This is a genomic window from Pseudoflavonifractor capillosus, assembly GCF_016899775.1.
Taxonomy (GTDB): domain Bacteria; phylum Bacillota; class Clostridia; order Oscillospirales; family Oscillospiraceae; genus Lawsonibacter.
Map to the genome: position 1 here is coordinate 42,702 of NZ_JACJJE010000017.1, position 19,705 is coordinate 62,406.

A 19,705-nucleotide genomic window follows, 5' to 3' on the forward strand; every position below is an offset into this window, starting at 1 on the left:
AAAATGTCCTTGAACTTTTTCGACAGCCTGAAAAATGCCGTTACTTTTGTGCCGCACAGCGGCGCAAAAGTCCTCGCTCCGCTCGCCGGGAGCCTTGCACAGCAGGGCCCCCGAGGCATTCAATCCCATTCGAGGCGGGCGGCTGCCCCCTCGAGCTCCCCCGCCCAAACCCAGACAGATTTTATCCCACAGAGCCTTTTCAGCAAGCTGAAAAAAGCTGACCCATCCCAACGGGACGGGTCAGCTTTTTTATTCTTTCTCTTATCTCAGCGCGGTTCAGGACGATACTCAGCCCAGAACCACCAGCAGATCATCGGTGTTGACGGTGGCTCCAGTGGCCACAGCGATGGACTTGACCGTGCCGTCCACAGGGGCAGACACCTCGATCTCCATCTTCATGGCCTCCAGCACGATGAGCACGTCGCCCGCCTTCACGGACTGGCCCACAGAGCACTCCACCTTGAAGATGCTGCCGGGCATGGGGCTGTTCACCGCAGTCTCACCGGCGGCGGGAGCCGCAGCCGCAGGAGCGGGAGCGGGCGCAGCGGCGGGAGCCGGCGCGGGGGCGGGAGCAGCCGGGGCCGCAGCGGGCGCGGGTGCAGGGGCGGGAGCCGGTGCGGGGGCCGCGACGGGAGCGGCCACAGGAGCGGCAGCCACGGGGGCGGCGGGGCCGTCCGCCTTAGCCACAGAGACCTGGAAGGGCTTGCCGTCAATGGTCACGGTGAAGGAGCCGGTCAGGTCCTCACGCTTGCCCATCTTCAGGTAGGCAGGCTGATAAGAGGCGGCGAACTGGGGAATGGGACGGCTGGTGTAGCCGGGCACCGCGGGGGCGGGCACCTCGGTGTAGTACACGTGGCCCTGCCAGGCGGGGATGGGAGCCATATCCTCCAGCTTGGGGGCGGGAGCAGCTTCCTTCTTGGGCTCCGCCTTCTTGGCCTCCTCCTTGGGCGGGAAGCCGGCCTCGCGGTCCTTGAAGAAGGCCATGGCCACCTGGGGGAAGGCGATGTAGCTCAGCACGTCCTCGTCGCTCTTGGCGGTGGCGCCCAGCTCCTTCTTGGTCTTCTCAAACTCGGGCTCCAGGGAGTCGGCATAGCGGCCCTTCACCACGGGGGTGTCGCCCAGGATCTTCTTCTGAATGTCGGGGTCGATGGGGGCGGGAGTACGGCCGTACTCGCCGCGGCAGTAGGCTTTGATCTCCTTGCCCACCACCTTGTAGCGCTCGCCGGCCAGCACATTCTGCACGGCCTGAGAGCCCACCATCTGGCTGGTGGGGGTGACCAGAGGAGGATAGCCCAGGTCGGCGCGGACCTTGGGGGTCTCGGCCAGGGCATCGTCCAGCTTGTCCATGGCGTTCATCATCTTCAGCTGGGAGATCAGGTTGGACAGCATGCCGCCGGGGATCTGATAGTTCAGGCACTGGGTGTCGGTGGACATGGAGATGGGGTCCAGGGTGCCGTCGGCTAGGAAGTCGGCCCGGACGCCCTTGAAGAAGTCGGCCATCTCCACCAGCACCTTGTCGTCCAGATCCACCTGGTAGCCCAGCTGGCGCAGGGCGTAGGCCAGGGTCTCGGTGGCGGGCTGGGAGGTGCCGCCGGAGAAGGGGGAGATGGCGGTGTCGATCACGTCGGCGCCGGCCTCCACCGCCTTCAGGTCAGTCATGAAGGCCAGACCGGTGGTGCAGTGGGTGTGGATGACCAGAGGCAGCTCGGGCACCGCGTCCTTGATGGCGGAGACCAGATCATAGGCGTCCTTGGGCCCCATGATGCCGGCCATATCCTTGATGCAGATGGACTGCACGCCCATGCTCTTCAGGTCCTTGACCATCTGGACGTTCTTCTCCAGGGTGTGGACCGGGCTGGTGGTGAAGCAGATGGTGCCGGAGGCGTGGGCGCCCTGCTTGTTGGCCTCGTCAATGGCCACCTCCAGATTGCGCACATCGTTGAGGGCGTCAAAAATCCGGATGATGTCGATGCCGTTCTTCACGGAGTACTCCACAAACTTGCGCACCACGTCGTCGGGATAGTGCTTATAGCCCAGGATGTTCTGGCCGCGGAGCAGCATCTGCAGCTTGGTGTTGGGCATCTTGGCGCGGATCTTGCGCAGCCGCTCCCAGGGGTCCTCCCGCAGATAGCGCAGGCATACGTCAAAGGTGGCGCCGCCCCACACCTCGGCGGAGTAGAAGCCGGCCTTATCCATGGTCTCCAGGATGGGCTCAAACTTGCTGTAGGGGAGGCGGGTTGCGATCAGCGACTGGTTCGCGTCGCGCAGCACCGTCTCCGTAAACTGTACCTTTCTCATGTTGAATCGACCTCCAAATACTCTTTGGTATTCTCAATTCGGATCTGCCTTCTCACTCAGCATTCCGCTCTGTGGCGCCGGCCCCAAGCTCGCCGGAAAACTCACTGGTATCTATTTTAGTATATCTTCCGCCGCAACGCAACCCCTTAAGTGGAAAACCTTACAATTTTCCCGGGGCAAAATAGAAAAACACCGCGGTCAGCCGGGAAGAAAGCTGCCGCGGTGTCTATATGTCCAGAACTGCAGTGCCGGGACTGTTCGTCACCGCTCGCTGCATGTATGGTCCTCCATGTAGCCGTAGTAGGACTCCTCGCCGAAGATCAGATCGTCGATGTCCCGGTCCTCCCGAACACGGCTCCAGATATTGTTGGGCTCACGCTTCACCATTGTCATGCTTCTCACCTCCTCCTTTCTGTCTTTTGGGTATAAAAATACCACCGCCGCCTACCGCAAACGATGGAACAAAGTTTTGAGTTCGTATGAGCCTGTGGGAATTCACTCTTACGCACACACCAATGCTCCAGCACGTCCGCTCTGGTCCTTCTGGGCCGCCTGCTTCTCCATCTGCTGAGCCATTGGTCTTCACTCCATTCTCTCGTGGTAGCGTTTTTCGCCCGCACGCCGGGGCGCGTCCATTTCCTGTTTGGACATTCGTTATTGTAAACCCAAACCTGTCATTTTGTCAAGCGCTTTTTCGAAATTTTGCAAAACATTTTTCTTATTCCTGCAAAACGCCACATCTTGCGCTCAAAAAGGCGGGGACCAGGCATCTAAAAATACGCCTGGTCCTTCCGCATCCGTCATCAGGTTTTTTTTGTGGCGGAACCCTCCAGCAGCTGGAGCAGCAGTTCCTCGTTTCTCAGCGCCGCCTGGGCCAGGGCCTGGGACTTGTCCCGGAGGCGGGAGAGAACCACGTCGTAGTCCGCCATCAGGCGGTCGGCGCAGGCAATGGCCTCCCGGGCGTCAAAGCGCTCCACATGGCCGGCGGAGGGCAGCTCCAGTTCCTGGAGGTAGCTCTCCACCTTGGGGTCGTACACCAGCCCCAGGCAGGGCACCGCCATCCGGGCAGCAAAAATCAGGGTGTGCAGGCGCATGGCCACACACAGCCGGGCCTGTCCCAGCACCGCCATCAGCTCCTGAGGGGTGCAGGACTCCTCCAACAGATAGGAGGGCTCCTCCATGGCCTGGCGCACCTGCTGGGTGGCAGCCCGGTCGTGGCCGGGCTGCATCATCAGAAACAGAATCTCCATGCCGTAGGCCCGGCGCAGGTGGTCGCACAGGGCGGCCAGTTGCCGGGGAAACTCCCCCGTCCCCGGCCAGTCCCGCACGGAAACCGCCGCGAAGGGGACCCCCTGGAGCAGCCGGGCTGTCTCCAGCAGCTCCTGTCCCCGCTTCTCTGGGGCGGGAGGCAGATTGAACACCGGGTCCGCCGTCACATACAGGTCGGAGCGGCCCACCCCCATATCCTGGAGTTCTTTGGCAGAACTGCGGTCCCGGAGGGTGACCAGAGCCGCCCGCTCCACCGCCTTTTTCACCCGGCGGCGGTTGGCCGGCTTGCTCACCGGACCGATGCCGTTGGCGTAGAGCATCACCGGCTTGTGGAACCGCTCCGCCAGCCGGATGATGGACAGATAGTACAGAAGGGACCGGGTGGAGGTCCGGTCCTGCAGGAGGCTCCCCCCTCCGGACAGGAGCGCGTCACACCGGCGCAGGGCCCGCAGAACCTTCCACACCTGGAACCGTGGCACCGCATCCAGGCCGTACAGCCGCTCGGTCAGCGCCGGGTCGTTGGACAGGACGGTGATGGAGATATCCTCGCTGGCGGCCACAATTCCCTCCTGAATGGACTGGAGGATGGCGTCGTCTCCCGCGTTGGAGAAGCCGTAGTAGCCGCTCATCACCACATTATAGCGGCGCCGGCGCACCTGGTCGTACACCTTCAGGCAGTCCCCCGCCATCCGGCGCACCGAGTAGAAATCAAAGATCACCTGGCGGCCGTACTCCCCCAGCTCCGCCTTCTTCTCCGGCGGGAGGGCCAGGGCGGCCAGCACATCCTCCCGCAGCCGCTCCGGGGTGGACATGGGCAGACCCCGGCAGCAGAAATTGCCCGCCTGGGCCTCCTCCAGCTTGTCCGGGCCGAAGAGCCCCTGATAGCCCTCATTGCCCGCCACAATGACCGGCTTGGCCGCCGACATGGCCTCCAGGGCGGACCGGGACACCCCCACAAACAGGTCCCCCGCCGCCACAATCTCGTTGATGTCGGTGCGGGGGCCGGTCATCACCACGCAGGTGCGGCCCAGGTCGGCGTTCACCTGGTCGGCCTGGGCCTTGATCTCGTCAAAGACATTGCCCCCGCCGGTGATGATGAGCTGGATGCCGGGCACAGCCCGGTCCAGATCCTTGGCAATCTGCACCAGCTGGCGGGCCACCAGGGCCCGGTCCTCGTCCATCCGGCTCACATAGGAGATCACCGGCTTTTGGGGATCCAGACCCAGCTCGGCCATCACCCTGTCCCGGGATATCTCCGGGGAGAACTTGTTGGTGTCGATGCCGTTGACGGTGACGGTGATGTGCTCCTCCGGCACCCCGTACTCCCGCATCAGATAGGCCTTGATATCTTCGGACACAGCCACCGTCCGCTGCCCCCAGTTGGTGAGGTAGCGGAGCATCCCCCGGGTCTCAAAGACCCAGTGGGCGGTGGTGACAAATGGGAAATGCATGGTGGCGTGAAGCGTGCCGCACAGAAAGGCGGGGATGCGGGCGTGGGCGTGGACCACATCCGGCTTCTCCTTTTGGATGATCTCCTTGAGGAGCTTCCGGGAGCGGCGCATATACCTTACGTTCCGCCGGTGCATGGGGACCGAGTAGTGGCGGATGCCCGCCGCCTTGATCTCGGGCACGTACACTCCCCCGTTGGAGGCGATGGCCACGTCATGGCCCTCCGCTTTCAGCTCCTTGGCCAGCTCCACGATGTGGGTCTCCGCTCCGCCGATATCCAGGCCCATGGTGGCCATTAAAATCTTCACGGATGCTTCCCCCTCACTGGGCCGAATCCGCTCCCTGGACCTGGATGTCCGTCACCATCCCCAGGAAGTAGGCGTACTTGGTGTTGAAGTTCCGGTGGGAGTTGACGCCCAGGTCGTAGATCCGGTTCAGGGCCACCGAGCCGTCCGAACCGATCAGAGCGTCCCCCTCAATGGTCAGCAGGATATCATAGTATCCCTCCGCCGGCACATAGGCCACGGTGCCGTCGTCCAGCTCCCCCTGCTCCGTACCGGAGCTGACCTCAATGTCTACAATCGTTCCCAGGGAGCCGCCGGTGCTGCGCTCCTTGTCGAACAACTCATCCCCGATCTGAATGGCGGAGAGCATGTACTCCGGCTGGTTGTTCAGCTTCATCTGATAAACTACCTTGGTGGTGGTCACGCTGGTACCCGTCTGGGGCATCTGAGTCTTTACATAGATGGCCAGAGCCAGTACGGCCACCACCAGAATTACGATCACATCAATAATGCTGATCTTGCCGAACAGGCGGCCGTCACGATCCAGAATTTTCATCCTTCCGCCTCCCTCACAATCTCCGTCACCGGGCCGCTGCCCATGTAGCCGGGCCCGCGGACATAGGTGGTCTGTCCCACCCGGAAATCATAGCCCCCGTCCAGCAGGAGGGCCTCTCCGCTGTCGGTACAGGTGCTCTCCACGGTGACATATACATCCTCAAAGCCCTCCAGCACCGCGTCCACATAGGTGCGGGACTCCTGATCCAGCACCTGAACCACGGCGGGCTCCGCCCGCACGGACACCACGCTGCCCATCTGATAGTTTTTCACCGTGTCTACCAGGGGGTCGCCGGGCTGGATCAGCTCGCTGCTCCCCTCAGTCATACTTTGAAACATTATGGTGTACTGCACCGTCTGGGAGGTGGAGGCCGTCTCCCCTCCCCCGGACCGAAGGCCAAACCAGGCCACCGCTGCGCCCACCGCCAGAACCACCACCAGTATGATGGCATCGAACAGGTTCAGGCGCAGGCGGAATTTATGGTTATTTTGTTCCATGGGGCACTCCTTTCAGCACGTCAAGATATACTTGCTCCACATTTTTGGCAAAAATTTCTCCGGTAAACCGGCTCTGGAAAATCTCTCTAGCCCGGCAGCCCATCTGTTTCCGCTCTTCCGGGTGGTCCATCAGGCGGGCTATGCACCCGGCCAGAGCCTCGCTGTCCCGGCTGGGAAAGATCAGGCCGTTGTCCCCATCTTTCACCAGCCACGGATTTCCTCCGTAGTCGCTGACGATGGAGGGCAGCGCCAGACTCATGCCCTCCAGAAGGGCCATGCTGGTGGCCTCAGTACCATAGGAGGCGTTAAGCTGCACGTCCAGAATTGACAGCAGTCCAGCCACATCCGACCGGAACCCCAGCAGGGTCATCTCGTCCTCCACCCCCTGCTCCACCACGATCTCCCGCAGCCGCGCCTCAAAAGCGCCGGTGCCGGCCACCAGGATTCGGAACTTCCGACCCTGACTCTTTAAAATGTGGGCGGCCTGGGCCAGGTAGACGTGGCCCTTATACTCCTCCACCCGGGCTAGGATACCCAAAGTGAAGGTGTCCTCTCCCAGCCCCAGCGAGGCGCGCAGGGCGGCCTGTTCCTCCGGGGAAGTGGGTTTCAGGGGAGCCACTCCATTCATTACAATGGTAATCTTTTTGGGTGAAATTCCCCCATCCGTCAAATTCTCTGCCGTAGCGGGGCTGACGGCGATGATTCGGTCGGCGTAGTGCTCGTTGACCAGCTTGTTCACCCACCGGCCTGGGGGATAGCGCAGCTTGGCGGGCACTGGGAACGCGGAGTGGCGGCTGTACACCACCGGCACATGGCACCTCCGGGCCGCGATGCGCCCGGAGAGGGCCCCATGGGTGTGGACCAGGTCCGGTTTCTCCCGGCGGATGAGCTCCTCCAACACCCGCACGTCGGCACGACTGTAGGAGCGGTCGGCAATTCCGTCCACCTGGAACACCTTGGCCCCCGCCTCCTCCAAGGGGGGCACCAGCAAACTGCCCCGAGGCACAGCCACCCAAGTCTCAAACCGGCTGCGGTCTGTATAGCGGAGATAATTGAGAATGACCCGCCCGGCTCCGCCGATGTTTGTATCGCTGATGATGTTCATTACTCGGATCACATGTTCCGCCCCCTCTCCGGCAGCTGGCCGCGCCGGGCCAGCAGGCCGCCCAGGGCGATGAACACCCAGAACAGGAACATGACCCGGTAATTATAAAAGGAGTAGTCCGTCATGGCCTGGACCAGAAAACCCGCCATGCCGGCGGCGACCGCCGTCTGGTGGAAGCGGCTGAAGGAGTCCCTCTCCCGGCAGAAGGCGGAACACACGTCCCGGAAGAAGTGGAACAGCAGCAGCACGAAAATCACCAGGGCAATGACCCCCGCGTCACACATGATCTGCAAAAACAGGTTGTGGGAGTGGGGCGCGGTGATGCCGCTGTAACTGTACCGGGGATAGACCAGGTTGAAGGCCGCGTCCCCGGGCCCGATGCCGCACAGCCAGTAGTCCTTCAGCATGGCCAGGGTGCCCATCCAGATATACACCCGGTAGGAGGTGGACTGGTCCTCCAGGTTTCCAATGCTGGTAAAACGGGTGATGACCGAATCAGGCATGACAAAATACAAAGCCACCAGCAGCAGCGGGGCAAGCAGCAGAATCCGGGGCTGTAAAAACAGCACAAAGACAAATCCCGCAAACAGCAGTCCCAGCCAGGCCCCCCGGGACATCGTAAGCAGCATGCAGACGCACATAATGCCGCAGCAGCAAAAGTAAAAGACCCGCTTGCCCCAGCTCTTGGCAGACAGCAGTCCGGCCCCGCCCAGAGGAATGGCCAGGATCAGGTATTGCCCCAGCATGTTGGGGTTCTCCAAGGTAGAGGGTACCCGGAAAACATCGCCGAACATATCGCTGTCCACCCAGGCCTCCGACTGGTAGCCCCAGCCGAACAGATACTGGCACACCCCGTACAGGGCCACCGCCGTACCGGCAATTACCATGAGCATCAGCAGATTGTCCAGCTGCCGCTGGGTGGTGATGGAGTTCTCCAGCACCAGGGCAAATAGGATGAAGGCCACCGTCAGGCACCCGCCCAGCAGGCTGCCCGAACGGGTGACAGAGAACCAGGTCCCCACCAGATAGATGGCCGCGTACATCCAGATATAGCGGTTATAGGGGGTGTAGAACAGCTCCAGCTCCCGCCGCTCCATCACCAGAAGCAGCAGGGAGAAGCAGCTCACCAGCATCAGCCCCAGCACCGCCATAGTGGGCAGGATAGGGGCCAGCACCGCCGCCGCTCCCGCCCAGATCCAGCACTTCTGAAATACGCTCCCCGCGAACAGCTTCCGCAGGTGAAGGACCTCATAGATTTCGCTCAATCCCCGGTGGAGCCGCCGCCAAAGGCGGGTGAAGATGCTGCTCTCCGACTCCGCCCGCTCCAGGCGGAGGGGCGGGTGGATGAACCACTGGATGATCCCACTCCCCTGCCACTGCCGTCCAAACCACAGGCACAGGGCGAAAAGCGCCCGGTACAGGACGCTCGCTTTCACGATCCGCTGCATTCGTTCCATCGCTCAACCTCGTTTTCTCAGTTTGTTCCAAATACCTCTGGCCAGCTCCATCTCCTCCAGCCGCATCAGACCGGCCAGCAGAAAGTAGACCGCCGCACCCAGAACGGCGCAGAGGCCCAGCAGGACCACCTCGCCCAGCTTGCCCTCGGGCAGCAGGGACTCCAGCCAGGTCCGGGCCAGCCACACCGCCGCGGACATGCCCACAGCGGCCAGGAGCATCTTCCCAAAATCCCCCAAAAAGGCCCGGGACAGCACCCCCTCCCCCCGCAGCTCCAGGGGAACCAGCAGAAGAATGGCGTACAGGGTGGAGGACACCGTGGAGGAGATGGCCAGTCCCGCCACCCCCAGGGGCTCGGTGAGCACCATGCACAGCCCCAGGTTGGCTAAAATGGAAATAGCTCCGGCCACCAGGGGGGTGCGGCCATCCTGCCTGGCAAAGTAGGACCGGCTCAGAATATTCTGAAGGGCGTAGCCCACCATCCCCAGAGAGACCCAAACCAGGGCCTGGGAGGTGATAGACACGGAAAATTCGTCAAACTCCCCGCCTCCGTACAGGAAGGACACCAGGGGCCGGGCCAGGAGCATCAGGCCCGCCGCCATGGGGAGGACAAAAAACAAGCTCCCATGGACCGTCTGACGCAGGGTGTCCCGGAAGGCCGCCTCCTGGTGCTGGGCGGTGAGCCGGGACAGCTTGGGAAAGATCACGTTGGTGATGGACAGGATGAACACCCCGGCGATCACCAGGTACAAATTGGTGGAGTACTCCATGGCGGACACCCCCGCCCCGTCGTACAGGTGGGAGCCGAACCGGGAGTTGATGGTCAGGTTGATGGGCTGCACCCAAGTGGACACCATCACCGGCCCCATCAGGGCGAAGGCCCGGCGCATCCCGTCGGTGCGGAAGGAGAAGTTGGGGTGGTACCGGAAGCCGATCTGTTTTAAGGAAGGCACCTGTACCAGGGCCTGGAGCAGCCAGCCCGCCAGATAGGCGGCGGCCAGGCCGTATACCCCGTAATTCTCGTCCAGAAAGTAGAAGTAGCCGATGATGACCAGGTTGGACACCGTGCTGATCAGGGCGGGGATGTTGAACCGGTCCATGGCCTGCAGAATCCCCACAAAGGAGAAGGCCACTCCGGTAAAGAGCACCGTGGGGAACATCACCCGGGTGAGGGAGGCCGCCAGGGCGGCGGTCTGGGCGTCATAGCCGTCGGCAAACAGAGTCACCAGGGGCTCCGCAAAGAGAATGCCCAGCCCCGTCAAAAGGGCGGTGAGCAGGGTCATGACAGACAAAAAGTTGCCTCCAAACCGGAAGGCCTCCTGCTTTCCCTTCTGAGTCAGGTACTCGCTGAACACGGGGATGAAGCAGGCCGCAATGGCCGAGGCAAACACCACATCAAAAAAGACTCTCGGAATCCGGCTGGCCACATAAAAGGCCTTAGCCTCCATCCCGGCGGTGCCGTAGTGGACCGCCATGAGATGATCCCGATACAACCCCAGCACCTTTCCTATCAAAGTAATGACCATCACGATACTGATGGTCCGAGTGGCATGATCGTTTTCTTTTGCCAAACTGTTCGCTCCTCTCCCGCTCCGGTCTGGATTGAGCCGCGCTTTATTGTACACCAACCCCCTCCCTTTTTCAACCATTCTCCGCCAGATTCACGGCTTGTTCATACTTTTCCCATCTCCTTCGCCGGGCCGGAGTTTTTTCCACCTCCCCTCACATTGATTTTATGTAAATTCCCTGCTATAATGAAGGCGATTGTATCCCGCCCCGGCGGCGCGGTCCGCCGGAGCACGCCCGAATTCTATCTCAAGTTACAAGGAGTGTATCATGAATCGTTCCACCATTCCGAACCTGCCCAAGCGCGTTCTGGCTCTGGTGCTGGCGGCGGCTCTGCTGACTCCCTCCGCCTTCGCCTCCGCCGGGACTGCACAGATCAACACTGCCCAGACCCTGGCCGACGGTCTGGTCTACCGAAACACCGTCTCCAACCACTCCAGCGCCGGACGGATGGAGAGCTTCGCCCTGGAGTTGGAGCCCGACAGCGAGGTCTATCCCATTATGATCCAGGCCGCCGGCACCGTCTATGGGGCGGCCACCATCAACCGGGCCATCCGCACGGCGGAGGAGCTGGGCTATACCGTAGTGGGCGGCATCAACAGCGATTTTTTCACCCTGGGAAGCGGCGTTCCCAACGGAATCTCTATTGAAGACGGCGTCTACAAATCCAGCCCCGAGGAGGAGCACGCCATCTCCATGGTGGACGGCGAGCTGCGCCTGTCCGCCTCCCCCCAGGTGGAAATCACAGTCACCAACGAGCGCACCGGCGAGTCGGTCTCTCTCACCCACTTCAACAAGTGGCGCAGCTCCTCCGGTGGGCTCTACCTGTTCAATGAGGACTTCTCCACCGTCTCCACCCACACCGAATCCGCCGGAGGGCGGATGATCCGCATGGTGGTCTCGGATGAGGATCAGGACACTCCTCTCACCGTCAACAGCACCCTCACCCTGGAGGTGACCGACGTCTTTGAGACCGAGGACGCCCAGCCCATCGGGGAGGACAACTACATACTCACCGCCGCCTATGAGTCCGGCTACTGGGAACTGTTCAACAGCTATCAGGCAGGAGACGAGGTCACGCTGACCACCACCTGCTCTGACGCCAACCTGTCTCAGGCCCAGTGGGCCGGCGGCTGCGGCGACATCATTGTCTCCAACGGCTCCATCACCAACAGCGCCACCTGGAACTACGCCTCGGGCCGGGCTCCCCGCACCGCGGTGGGCGTTCAGGAGGACGGCACCATGATCTTCTACACCGCAGACGGCCGGCAGTCCGGCTACTCCGGCGGCCTGACCGAGATGGACCTGGCTGAAGAACTCCAGCGCCAGGGCTGCGTCTGGGCGGTCAATCTGGATGGAGGCGGCTCCACCACCTTTGCCCTCCGCGTCCCCGGCTCCAGCGGCCTCACCGTGGTCAACTCCCCCTCGGAGGGGAGCCTGCGCTCCTGCGCCGCCTTTATTCTGCTGGTCACTGACTCGGATACCGCCGACGGCGAGGCGGAGCGTCTGGCCCTGAAGGAGGACGGCCTGGTGGTGCTGGCCGGCTCCTCCGTCACTTTGGGCGACGTGGCCGCCCTGGACGGAAGCGCCTCCACGGTCTCCAGCCGGGTGTCCGACGCGGTCTTTACCTCGGAGGACGGACTGGGCTCCTTCAACGGCGGCGTCTACACCGCGGGGACCCGGGCCGGTACGGACACCATCTCCATCGACTCTCCCTCCCTGGGCATCTCCGGCACCGCCCAGATCCACGTGGTCACCGCCCTGTCCGACCTGACGGTCACCCGGGCGGGGAGCAGCTCCGCCGTGTCCTCCCTGTCTCTGGAGCCCGGTGAGACGGTCTCCCTGGCCGCCACAGGCACCTATTGGTCCCGCAGCGCCCTGCGCACTGGCTCCGCCGGCGTGACCTGGGCCGTCACCGGGAACGTGGGCACCATCACCCAGAACGGCGTGTTCACCGCCTCCAGCGGCGGCACCAGCGGAACCATCACTGCCACCGCCGGCGGCGTCACCAAGACTATCTCGGTGAGCCTGAACAACGTCCACACCGACGTCCCCGCCGACCACTGGGCCTATACAGCGGTGGAGTACTGCTATGACAACGGCATCGTCAGCGGCATCTCCGCCACTGAGTTCGGCACCAACTACTCCATCTCCCGCAAGGACTTCGTCCTGATGCTCTACGGGGCCCTGGACCGTCCCGCCGTGTCCGGCTCCTCCGGCTTCTCCGACGTGGCGGACGACGCCTACTACGCCGACGCCGTCACCTGGGCCAGCTCCAATGGCCTGGTGTCCGGCGTGTCTGAGGGCCGCTTCGCCCCCGACGACCTGGTCACCCGGGAGCAGGCCGCCACCATCCTCCACCAGGCCATGCCCCTGCTGGGCCTGAGCAGCGCGGAGGCCGACCTGTCCGTTTTGGATCAGTTCGCCGACCAGGGGCAGATCGCCGACTACGCCCGGCCCCACATGGCCGCTCTGGTGTCCCAGGGGCTGATGAGCGGCACGGGCTCCGGTCTGAACCCCAAGGGCAATCTGACCCGTGCGGAGATGGCTACCCTCCTCTACCGGCTTCTCACCACCTCTCCGGACAGCACGCCGGAGGAGCCCGACTCGGAGCCGGAAGTTAATCTGGACCCGGATGCCACACTGACTCTGGATGTGACGGAGTACACCCTGGCCTCCACCCAGACCCTGCAGCTCAACGCCTCCCTCACCGGCGGCACCGGGACCATCACCTGGAGCACCAGTGACGCCACCGTGGCTACCGTCTCCTCGGACGGCACCGTCACCAACGTGTACGCCGGGGTAGGCACTCCCTCGGTGACCATCACCGCCTCCTGCGGCTCTCTGACCGCCAGCGCGGTGATCCAGTGCTCCCCCGCCGACGTAGTGGGGCAGGTCACCGCCACCACCCTGAACGTCCGCTCCGGCCCCGGCACCGACTATACCGCCATCTCCAGCCTGAAATCCGGTGCTCAGGTGGTGGTGCTGGACACCTCCACCCCCGGCTGGTATCAGGTCCTCTTCTCCAGCGGCGGCGCCGCTGTCACCGGCTGGGTGTCCGCCGACTATCTCGCGCTTCTGTAACCGGTCTCCTCTTTCCGCAGCACAAGGGCGGAGAACTGCCAGTCAGTTCTCCGCCCACTTTTCTTTTATCCGCCTCCCCGGAAGGGGGCAGTTGCCGCTGCAGCGCCGGGAAATGAATTCCTTTGCCTGGCAGTCTGCCGCTCCCGAACCGCCGGTCTTCTCGGAATAAAAGACGGGGTCTGGAACCTTTGGTTCCAGACCCCGTCAGGCTGTCGAAAAAGTCCAAGGACTTTTCCGACAGCCTGAAAAATACCGTTACTTTCCCGCCGTTCAACGGCGGAAAAGTCCTCGCTGCGCTCGCTGAACGCCTTGCCAAGCAAGGCATTCAGGGCATTTGATCCCACTCGAGGCGGGCTGCCGCCCCCTCGAGCTCCCCCGCCAATACTCGGGCGGATTCATCTAAACAGAGGTTTTTCGACAAGCTGACGGGGTCTGGAACCTTTGGTTCCAGACCCCGCGTAGTGTTTCGATTGGAAAACAGGCTCAGCCTTTCTTCTTGCCGCCTGTCTTGCCCATGAGCAGCACCAGGAGGGCGATGATGCCCAGCACCACGAAGATGCCGATCATGCCCTGAGCCAGCATCTCCAGAGCCAAAAACATATTTTCACTCATCGTATACTCCTCCTCTTAACCCATGTTGGCGAAGAACTGCAGCACCACGCCGCCGGCGACCACGGAAGCGATCTGGCCGGACACGTTGGCGGCAGCCGCGTGCATCAGCAGGTGGTTCTGAGGATCAGCCTCCTGGCCCAGCTTCTCGATCACACGGGAGGACATGGGGAAGGCGGAGATGCCGGCAGCACCCACCATGGGGTTGATCTTGTTGTGGGGGGTGAAGATGTTCAGGATCTTCACGAAGATGACGCCCACCATGGAGTCCAGCACGAAGGCCACCAGGCCCAGGCACATGATCATGATGGTAGCGGGCTGGACGAACTGATCGGCCTTCATGGAGGCGGCGATGGTGATGCCCAGCAGCAGGGTGATCAGGTTGGCCAGATCGTTCTGAGCGGTCTTGGAGAGGCTCTCCAGCACACCGCACTCACGGATCAGGTTGCCGAACATGAGGAAGCCCACCAGAGCCACAGAGGAGGGGGCCACCAAGCCGGCAATCACGGAAACGACGATGGGGAACAGGATGCGCATCCGGCGGGTCACGCCCTGGGGCTTGTAGGGCATCCGCATGGCGCGCTCTTTCTTGGTGGTGACCAGCTTAATGGCAAAGGGCTGGATGATGGGAACCAGAGCCATGTAGGAGTAAGCGGCCACGGCGATGGCGCCGATGTAGTTGGAGCCCAGGGTCTGGGACACCAGGATGGAGGTGGGGCCGTCAGCGGCGCCGATGATGCCGATGGAGGCGGCGTCCTTCAGGTCGAAGCCCAGCACGACCGCGATGATGATGGTCAGGAAGATACCGGCCTGAGCAGCAGCGCCGCACAGGAACAGCTTGGGGTTGGACAGCAGAGGTCCGAAGTCGATCATGGCGCCGATGCCGATGAACAGCAGGATGGGCATGGCCTCACTGGCCTCGATGCCGATTTCAAACAGCCACTCAATGATACCGGCGGTCTCACCCAGCGCCTCACTGGTTTGATTGATAACACCGGACAGGGGCAGGTTGACCAGGATGGCGCCGAAGCCCATGGGCATCAGCAGAGAGGGCTCAAACCCCTTCTCGATGGCCAGGTAAATCAGCACCGCGCCCACCACATACATGACAGCCTGCTGCCATGTAATGGAGAGGATGCCGCTTACCAGAAACGAAAAATCCATGTAATTTCCTCCCTTTACGTCTTTCTCTTTTGCAGCCTTTTTAGGGAGCGCCTGCATGCATCCTGTGAGCATGACAAAAAAGACCTGCGTTCCCCCATCAGAACACAGGTCTGGTCATTTCAGGCAAAACCAGGAAGGAAGGACCTTCCAGGATTGTTGGCTCTGCCACACAGCAGATACTGTGCCGACTACTCCCCTAAGCCCGACTATCGTATCAAATTATTCATCCAATGTCAAGAATTCTTCTTCAAAAATTTATTCCGTCTTAACGGGCTCCGGCCTCTGATACAGCCGCCTCAATGGCGCTCTCCTCGTCCCGCATGGCGGACAGGGTCTGGTTCAGCAGCTCATCCAAATCCCAGCCCAGCAGCTCCGCACCCTGGGCGATGATCTCCCGGGAGCAGCCGGCGGCAAATTTCTTGTCCTTGAACTTCTTTTTGAGAGACTTGAGCTCCATATCCGCCACGCTCTTGGAGGGGCGCATCAGGGCCGCCGCGCCGATGAGGCCGGTGAGCTCATCCACGGCAAAGAGCACCTTCTCCATCTGGTGTTCCGGCTTGATGTCCACCCGGTGGCCCCAGCCGTGGCTGGCTGTGGCCCGGATGATGGCCTCGTCCACCCCGGCCTCCCGCATGAGCTCCTGGGACTTCTCGCAGTGCTCCTCCGGCCAGCGCTCAAAGTCCAGGTCGTGGAGCAGACCCACAATGGACCAGAATTCCTTCTCGTCCCCATAGCCCAGCTTATCCGCAAACCAGCCCATCACATGCTCCACCGTAATGGCGTGGCGGAGGTGAAAGGGCTCCTCATTGTACTTAGTCAGCAGGTCCCAGGCCTGCTCTCTTGTGATGGACATGCGCGCTTCCTCCTTATCTCTATTTTCCCTTGCATTTGAATCAAAACGGCGGGGGGCTGCCCCCCGCCCTAAAAGACTTCCGCGGCTCTCCCCTTTTCCCGGGGAAAAATCAGGCGGTCCACCGTGTCTATCTGCCAGCCAATGGCTTGGGCCATGCCTCGCTGGACCTCCAGCCGTGTGTCAGGGAGATAATACTCCGGCAGACCGGCACGGGCCTCCATAGCGCACTTCCAGTCCTCCCGAATGCACTGTGACAGCTCCGCCCGATCCTCTGGAGTGTGTCCGCCCTCACGGCACAGGTCAATATTTTTTACTATAGTGCGGCAGAACAGAAAGCACCGGGGCAGTTCCCGCCGGTCGTGCCGCTTGGCATAGCACAGCAGGGCCAGCAGCCCCATCTGAATCCGTTCCAGCTCCTCCGGGGTATAGACCAGCTGCTGCATGATGCCGCTCCGCCTCCCCCTCAGCGTCAGTAGGCCACCACAATGCCGCCCTCATTGGCGTACACGGTGGTAATACCCCCCGCCTCCAGAATGAGGACCTTCTCCGCCTGGCAGGTCTCCTCGATCCGGCGCTTCACCTGGAAGGCCCGGTCCAGGCAGCCGCAGTGGCAGATGGCCACGGTGCGCCCCTTGTGGGCGGGGTCGGCGGCGATGCGCTCCACCAGCTTATTCAGGGCCTGCTTCATGGACAGGGCCTGTCCCAGCTTGCAGATCTCACCCTCCGGGGTGGCCCCGCACAGCAGCTTGATTTTCAGGGCGCTGGTGACCACCGCCTGCAGCTTGGTGAGCCGCCCGTTTTTCCGCAGGTTGTCCAGCGACTCCAGCACAAACAGGGTCTGCATCTGGTAGATGAACTGCTCCACCTCCCGGACCACCTTTTTAAAGGGCATGCCGGAGGAGGCCAGCTCCTGGATCTTCAGAGCGGCCAGCACCTCGCCGGAGGAGGCGGAACAGGAGTTGAATACGTGGATATTGCGCTCAGGCTGCTCCTCCTCCAGCAGGACGCGGGCCTGTTCCGCGCTGTTGTGAGAGCCGCTGAGCAGGGCGGACAGGGTAACCACATAGACGTCCTCCCCCTCCTCTCCCTGGTATGCGTCCAGGTAGGCCTGGGGCGAGGGACAGGCGGTGGAGGGTGCGTCCTCGCTCTGGCGCATGGACCAGAGCAGATCCGCCTGGTCCAGGGTGTCGTCGTCCACAAAGACGCTCCCGTTGGCGTGGATGGAGAGCGGAACCTTCACAAAGCAGGGGTCCTTGCGCATTTGGGGCGTCAGGTCACAGCAGCTGTCCACTACGATCTTAAAACTCATGCTCTTCATCTCCAAATATCATTTTTAAAACGAAATTAACATTATCTTTACCATAACACAGGCCGGAGAAATTGTAAAGGGAATTTTCGTCGATTTTTACAGCGGCTCCCCCGTCTCCTCTCTCAGCTCAGAGAGCAGCTTCTTGTCCTCCTTGGAGGACAGGTCCAGCTTTTCGTACAGGTCGGGCCGGCGGCGGTAGGTGCGCAGGATGGACTGCTTCCGCCGCCACTGATCCACCTTGGCGTGGTTGCCGGAGAGCAGGATGGACGGCACCGCCCGGTCGTGCCACACCTCGGGCCGGGAGTACTGGGGAGCCTCCAGCATGCCGCTCCAGTGGCTCTCGTTCTCATAGCAGGAGGGGTCGGAGAGCACCCCGGGCACCAGGCGGCACACCGCGTCGGCCACCGCCATGGCGGGAATCTCCCCTCCGGTCATCACAAAGTCCCCCAGGGAGATCTCCTCGTCCACGCACTCCTCAATGAAGCGCTCGTCGATTCCCTCGTAGTGGCCGCACACCAGAATGAGCCGGGTGTAGTCGTCCCGCAGCCGCCGGGCGTCCGCCTGGCAGAAGGTCTTGCCCGCCGGGGACATGTAAATGGTGTGGACCCGCTCCCCCGCCTCGCCGCAGATGTGCTTCCAGCACTGGTAGAGGGGGTCGGCCTGCATCACCGCCCCCCGGCCGCCGCCGTAGGGGTAGTCGTCCACCTGCCGCTGCTTATTCAAGGTGTAATCCCGGATCTGGTGGCACTCGATACGGATATAGCCCCGCTCCTGCCCCCGGCCCAGAATCGACTCGCACAGCATATCGCCCACCACATCCGGGAAGAGCGTCATAATATCAATCCGGTACATAATTTCCTCTGATCCCTCACTTACGGTTCTGTCGTTCTCTTGATTATACGCAATCGCCCCCGGCTTTTCAAGCCGGAATTCATCCCGTACCCGCTACAGCAGCCCGGCCGCCCGCAGCAGGAAAATCCACAGGAACAGCGTAATCATGCTGAAAGCGGAGGTCCACACCACATACTGGCGGGCCAGCTCGGCGTCGCCGCCCATCTCCTCCGCCATCACCGCGCTGGCCGAGGCCACCGGCGAGCCGTACATGCCCACCAGGGCGCTGAGTACCGCCGGCGTCACCGTGAACAGGCCCAGGCCGTCGGCCAAAAAGGCCATGCCGAAGCCCACCGCCGGCGCCACAATCAGCCGCTGGACCACGCCCACCGCCAGCTCCTTCTTCAGGCCGCCCACCGCGCTGAAATTGACCCGGGCCCCCAGAAGAATCAGAATCAGGGGCGAGGCCATGTCCGCCAGGCTCTCCACCGCGGAATACAAAAAGGGCAGGCTTCCGGACAGGGAGAACACCAGCTCCCCCTGGGCGTTCCGGGGGATGAACTCCCGCAGGACCAGGCAGATCAGCCCCGCCACCTGGCCCAGGATCATGGGATTGGTGGCGATCTTCTTCAGGATGCCCCCCACATCCACCGCCCGGTTCGGCTGGTCGGAGTAGATGGTCAGGAACAGCACCGCCGCCACGTTGTAGTAAATGATGGCCGGGGCCTGGATGCTTGCGGAGACCGCGCCTCCCGCCGCCCCTCCCAGAGAGAAGGCCAGGGTGGTCCCGATGATGGCAAAGTTGCTGCGGAAGCTGTTTTGGATCATAATGCCCCGCCGCTCCCGGCGGTCTGTAAAGATATGGGCCTCCACCCAGCCCAGCCCCGTCAGCACCAGACAGGTGGCCAGCACGAACCAGATGCTGTCCAGGTGAATCTCCCGCAGGGAGGACAGGCTGTAGATGTTGCGGAACATCATGGCGGAAATGCCGAAGCGGAAGGTGAAGGTGTTCATCTTCCGCAGCAGTTCATCGTCAAAAAAATGGGCCGCCTTCAGCCCCCACCCCAGCAGCATCAGAAGCAGCATGGGCGTGACCGCGTTAAAGGCGTACAGGAAGGTATCAAACATTGCGAAGCCTCTCTCTTTTCATCCGCAGTGCCCGCCGTCTCCCGCACGGCGGGCAGAATCGTATCTCCCGGCCAGACGGCCGGCTTTTTTATATTATAGCGAATTTCATGGGCCGGCACAAGATACCCCTTCACGCAGAAAGGCGGGCACTCCGGTAGGGAGTGCCCGCCTCAGTCTGTCAAAGAACTCCTGTTTTCAAGAGATGAAAACAGGGATTTTGTAAGAAAAAGGGAAAAGAAAAGTGAAGG

Annotated in this window: 17 protein-coding genes; 2 read left to right on the forward strand and 15 right to left on the reverse strand. The window is 62.1% G+C overall.

The genetic code is table 11. From position 1 onward, the window contains the following. Positions 1-288: 288 nt before the first annotated feature. From H6B31_RS07330 to murJ, 8 genes are all read right to left on the reverse strand, one after another. Positions 289-2,298 (reverse strand): pyruvate carboxylase subunit B, encoded by a 2,010-nt coding sequence (locus H6B31_RS07330; RefSeq protein WP_204897953.1) that lies wholly within the window; start codon positions 2,296-2,298, stop codon positions 289-291. A gap of 261 nt (positions 2,299-2,559) precedes the next feature. After that, positions 2,560-2,691, reverse strand: coding sequence for a hypothetical protein (locus H6B31_RS17515; protein WP_275960078.1), 132 nt, complete (start codon positions 2,689-2,691; stop codon positions 2,560-2,562). Positions 2,692-3,101: 410 nt separating this feature from the next. Next, complete coding sequence (csaB, locus tag H6B31_RS07335) at positions 3,102-5,324, reverse strand: polysaccharide pyruvyl transferase CsaB (protein WP_204897954.1); 2,223 nt, start codon at positions 5,322-5,324, stop codon at positions 3,102-3,104. Positions 5,325-5,337: 13 nt separating this feature from the next. After that, on the reverse strand, positions 5,338-5,856 hold the full coding sequence (locus H6B31_RS07340; RefSeq protein WP_204897955.1) for a DUF4330 domain-containing protein: 519 nt from the start codon (positions 5,854-5,856) through the stop codon (positions 5,338-5,340). Next, positions 5,853-6,353: a DUF4330 family protein gene (locus H6B31_RS07345; RefSeq protein ID WP_204897956.1), complete on the reverse strand. Its 501-nt coding sequence runs from the start codon at positions 6,351-6,353 to the stop codon at positions 5,853-5,855. Before H6B31_RS07345 ends, H6B31_RS07340 begins: the two co-directional genes overlap by 4 nt. After that, positions 6,340-7,470 carry a glycosyltransferase gene (locus tag H6B31_RS07350; RefSeq protein WP_204897957.1) on the reverse strand — a complete coding sequence of 377 codons (1,131 nt, stop codon included), beginning with the start codon at positions 7,468-7,470 and terminating at the stop codon, positions 6,340-6,342. Before H6B31_RS07350 ends, H6B31_RS07345 begins: the two co-directional genes overlap by 14 nt. Continuing rightward, a complete protein-coding gene (locus tag H6B31_RS07355) occupies positions 7,467-8,915 on the reverse strand; it encodes an O-antigen ligase family protein (RefSeq protein ID WP_204897958.1) in 1,449 nt (482 codons plus the stop codon). Before H6B31_RS07355 ends, H6B31_RS07350 begins: the two co-directional genes overlap by 4 nt. Before the next feature lie 3 nt (positions 8,916-8,918). Then, positions 8,919-10,484, reverse strand: coding sequence for a murein biosynthesis integral membrane protein MurJ (gene murJ / locus H6B31_RS07360; protein ID WP_204897959.1), 1,566 nt, complete (start codon positions 10,482-10,484; stop codon positions 8,919-8,921). A gap of 265 nt (positions 10,485-10,749) precedes the next feature. Between murJ and H6B31_RS07365 the strand changes: the two genes are divergently transcribed. Continuing rightward, positions 10,750-13,563 (forward strand): S-layer homology domain-containing protein, encoded by a 2,814-nt coding sequence (locus tag H6B31_RS07365; RefSeq protein ID WP_204897960.1) that lies wholly within the window; start codon positions 10,750-10,752, stop codon positions 13,561-13,563. A 188-nt stretch (positions 13,564-13,751) separates the two neighbouring features. Next, positions 13,752-13,901 (forward strand): hypothetical protein, encoded by a 150-nt coding sequence (locus H6B31_RS07370; protein ID WP_204897961.1) that lies wholly within the window; start codon positions 13,752-13,754, stop codon positions 13,899-13,901. Positions 13,902-14,046: 145 nt separating this feature from the next. Here the strand turns inward: H6B31_RS07370 and H6B31_RS17520 are convergent, their stop codons facing one another. The 7 genes from H6B31_RS17520 to H6B31_RS07400 form a co-directional block, all read right to left on the reverse strand. Beyond that, positions 14,047-14,175, reverse strand: a complete 129-nt coding sequence (locus H6B31_RS17520) for a hypothetical protein (RefSeq protein ID WP_255378364.1) — start codon at positions 14,173-14,175, stop codon at positions 14,047-14,049. Between the two features lie 15 nt (positions 14,176-14,190). Then, positions 14,191-15,336, reverse strand: a complete 1,146-nt coding sequence (locus H6B31_RS07375) for a sodium ion-translocating decarboxylase subunit beta (RefSeq protein ID WP_087286814.1) — start codon at positions 15,334-15,336, stop codon at positions 14,191-14,193. 265 nt (positions 15,337-15,601) lie between these two features. Further along, complete coding sequence (locus H6B31_RS07380) at positions 15,602-16,189, reverse strand: hydrolase (protein ID WP_204897962.1); 588 nt, start codon at positions 16,187-16,189, stop codon at positions 15,602-15,604. Between the two features lie 68 nt (positions 16,190-16,257). Beyond that, the gene (locus tag H6B31_RS07385) at positions 16,258-16,632 is read right to left on the reverse strand and encodes a hypothetical protein (protein ID WP_204897963.1); all 375 of its coding nucleotides are present in this window, start codon (positions 16,630-16,632) and stop codon (positions 16,258-16,260) included. Between the two features lie 26 nt (positions 16,633-16,658). Next, positions 16,659-17,498, reverse strand: a complete 840-nt coding sequence (locus H6B31_RS07390) for a DegV family protein (RefSeq protein WP_204897964.1) — start codon at positions 17,496-17,498, stop codon at positions 16,659-16,661. A 96-nt stretch (positions 17,499-17,594) separates the two neighbouring features. Further along, positions 17,595-18,350, reverse strand: coding sequence for a tRNA (guanosine(37)-N1)-methyltransferase TrmD (trmD, locus tag H6B31_RS07395; RefSeq protein WP_204897965.1), 756 nt, complete (start codon positions 18,348-18,350; stop codon positions 17,595-17,597). Positions 18,351-18,443: 93 nt separating this feature from the next. Next, entirely contained in the window at positions 18,444-19,457 is a 1,014-nt protein-coding gene (locus tag H6B31_RS07400; RefSeq protein ID WP_204897966.1) for an AEC family transporter, read from the reverse strand. Positions 19,458-19,705: the final 248 nt, after the last annotated feature.